Here is a 2,725-nt window from a genome sequence, read left to right as displayed (position 1 = left end):
TTATTTTTTTGATAGGCACCTCCAAAGGCAAAAGTTCGTTGAGCAAACTCATCAATAAATGAGGGTGTTCGCCAAAAATCCGCTTAAAAACCAAATCGTTTTTGGGGTCTAAATATCGCATCTTTTATTTTTTTACAAAATTAGCTTTTTTTTTAATATTTATCAAAATTTATACCCCTCTTAAACCTACAAAAAAACCACAACTTTTTAAGGTTGTGGTTTGTATTTGATTTTACTCTCTTTGTGGGCACTGTATGCAATTCCACAATATCCGTTTAAGGACATATCCGAGCAATCGGGTTTATCATTTAAAATGAATAATTTCCTCATTTTCATCATACGGATTTAAAGGTGGATAATTTATTTTCATTTTATTATTAATATAAACATCAAATTGAAATATTCGACTATCTATAATTTTTGAAAACGATTTTATTAATTTTATTTTTGATTCTGATATTATTTTCTCTAATTCTCTTTTTTGGATATAATCACCAGAAATTAATTCTGAACTATTATAATAAAAAAACAAACTCTTATTGTACTCTATAACTCCTGATGGTAATTCCTCTAATTCAGATTTGTAAAATATTTGATAAATAGTAATTCTCACGAAATGATTCCTTCTGGAAATTAAAATTTTAAATATTTTAGGAGATTCAAGATTATTAATATCAAAAAAATTTATCAAATCATTTTTTATTTTTGGTGTTTCAAAAATTAATTTTTTTATTTTTAATTTATATGATTCAATATTTTGTTTCTTGTTATCACTTTTATTACAAGCAGACATTATTAATATCATAACTAATATAAATGACTTTACTATTTTCATTTTCTTAAAAGTTTAATATTACCGATTATTGAAATTTCTCCTGACTTTAATTCCGCTCTTGACATTACTTCCGAACCTCCCAAATTTTTATTTGCATTTTTTACTGACTGACCCCAAACAGAATCCCTTCCAATTACAATAGATGGAATACTTAAAGTATTTGTTGTTCCAGTATCTCCAGCACTTTGTCCAAAACCACCAAAATGATCAGGGTGAGTATGAATCCAAGCTATTGGACTTAATTTTTTGCCATGAAAATTAACTGTTAAATTTTGACCACTTCCAAGCCACATATAACCCTTTACATTTAATTCCGAATGTAATGATGTGTTTTCAAAATCATTCCCCCACATATCTTTTCCTTTTGTAGGTAAGACAGCCACCCCATTTTGAGTAATCCATCCGACATGTTCAGTTGCATTTTTTTTATCCATATTACTATTATCAATCATAAATTGATATCCTTCATGTTCATTTTTAAAAAATGCACTTCCATCTTTATAATAATTTGCAGTCTTTGTACTAAACTCATCAGCAATATAGTTGCCTCCTGGAGAAATTTTATCTACATCAGCTTGTGTTTTTACATTTTCATCATATCGTATCACACCTTTTAAATCCTTATACCAATCATTAACTTTTTCTTCTCCCATACCTGTTGGGTCAATCAAGTTCAATGGATTGTTGCTAACATAAACGTAAGGAGATGAATCAGGATACTTCTCCGCCAACGGATACACACTCATCCATATACCCACCCTCGGGTCGTAATACCTTGCCCCATAATAATAAAACCCTGTTTCGTCGTCTAGCTCCTTGCCGTTAAACTTGTAGGGGCTGTTGTAATAGTTGTTGCCTAGTTGTTGTGCCATAGTTTATCTCACAAGCGTTTATTTTCAGCGGAGTTCGATGAATGTTATTTCTCCAAAAGGCAAATTTAAGAAAAATTGGTAGAAATTAATAGTTAATGTTTTATCTTTTTTCTAAAGCAATTTTAGCTATTTCAGAAAAGCAATTTGAATCGTAACATTCTTTTTGATAATTATATTTTTCAGGGTTTAAATTTAATATAAAAACTAAGTCCTCGAAAGGAATTAATTTGGAGTCATCATAAATATAATCATCTTTAACATTGGTTTTTTTTATGAAAAAATTATTTTGATAATCATATTTTGATAAAAAATACTTAAATACACCTGAAACATCTTTAAAGCATCTTAAACTACTTATTGGCATAAAATCATCGTTGATAAGAAAAATTTCATTCATTAAATAATTAATACTATATGTTAATATGATTTTTTTATTCTCTCTACAAACAGAGCCAATTGCCATTTCTGAATTGATATAAATTAATTTGTCCAAAACCCTATTATACAATAGAAAATAACTAAATGAATTTGGAATAATACTTTTTGATTTTGTATTAATAATACCATTTGATATGACAGTATATAAATCATATTCTTTATAGTTCCCTAAACGAACTAAGCTGTAAAATGATTTTTTTGAATTTTTTCCATAAATTTCAATAATATTACATTGATTATTAATGCTACTGAACATATCCTTATTTAGGATATATTTATCTTTTTTACAGACCTTTATTTTTACCTCTTTGTTTGATAAATTAATAGTTTTTAAAATTTCATTAACATTATTTTGTGAAAATGAAGAAATTGAAATTAAAAAAATCATTATATATAAATAGTTTTTCATTTTTATTTAATTTGAGTTAGAAAGGTATTATACCATTTTTATTTATTTTGATACCATTAAAAATTATAGGTGGACCGTCAGGACAGCCCGCCTGAAACAATTTTACTGAATTTGGTGCTCCTGTAGATATTGTATTTCTGTCAAATAAATTAGTACTGTTTCAGCCCCTTA

Annotated in this window: 3 protein-coding genes; all 3 read right to left on the bottom strand. The window is 27.2% G+C overall.

Annotation, left to right across the window (positions count from 1 at the left end):
* Positions 1-304: 304 nt before the first annotated feature.
* Positions 305-835, bottom strand: a complete 531-nt coding sequence (locus B0A58_RS15830) for a hypothetical protein (protein ID WP_089081840.1) — start codon at positions 833-835, stop codon at positions 305-307.
* Positions 832-1,707 carry an RHS repeat-associated core domain-containing protein gene (locus B0A58_RS15825; protein WP_089081839.1) on the bottom strand — a complete coding sequence of 292 codons (876 nt, stop codon included), beginning with the start codon at positions 1,705-1,707 and terminating at the stop codon, positions 832-834. Before B0A58_RS15825 ends, B0A58_RS15830 begins: the two co-directional genes overlap by 4 nt.
* 100 nt (positions 1,708-1,807) lie before the next feature.
* On the bottom strand, positions 1,808-2,554 hold the full coding sequence (locus B0A58_RS15820) for a hypothetical protein (protein WP_133063175.1): 747 nt from the start codon (positions 2,552-2,554) through the stop codon (positions 1,808-1,810).
* Positions 2,555-2,725: the final 171 nt, after the last annotated feature.

This window comes from Flavobacterium branchiophilum NBRC 15030 = ATCC 35035 (assembly GCF_002217205.1).
GTDB classification, from domain to species: Bacteria; Bacteroidota; Bacteroidia; order Flavobacteriales; family Flavobacteriaceae; genus Flavobacterium; species Flavobacterium branchiophilum.
This window is presented reverse-complemented; position numbering and strand designations above follow the sequence as displayed.

Bases quoted from the DNA above. Each gene is read 5' to 3' on its own strand.
- B0A58_RS15830 (WP_089081840.1), bottom strand. From the start codon at position 835: ATGAAAATAGTAAAGTCATTTATATTAGTTATGATATTAATAATGTCT.
- B0A58_RS15825 (WP_089081839.1), bottom strand. From the start codon at position 1,707: ATGGCACAACAACTAGGCAACAACTATTACAACAGCCCCTACAAGTTT.
- B0A58_RS15820 (WP_133063175.1), bottom strand. From the start codon at position 2,554: ATGAAAAACTATTTATATATAATGATTTTTTTAATTTCAATTTCTTCA.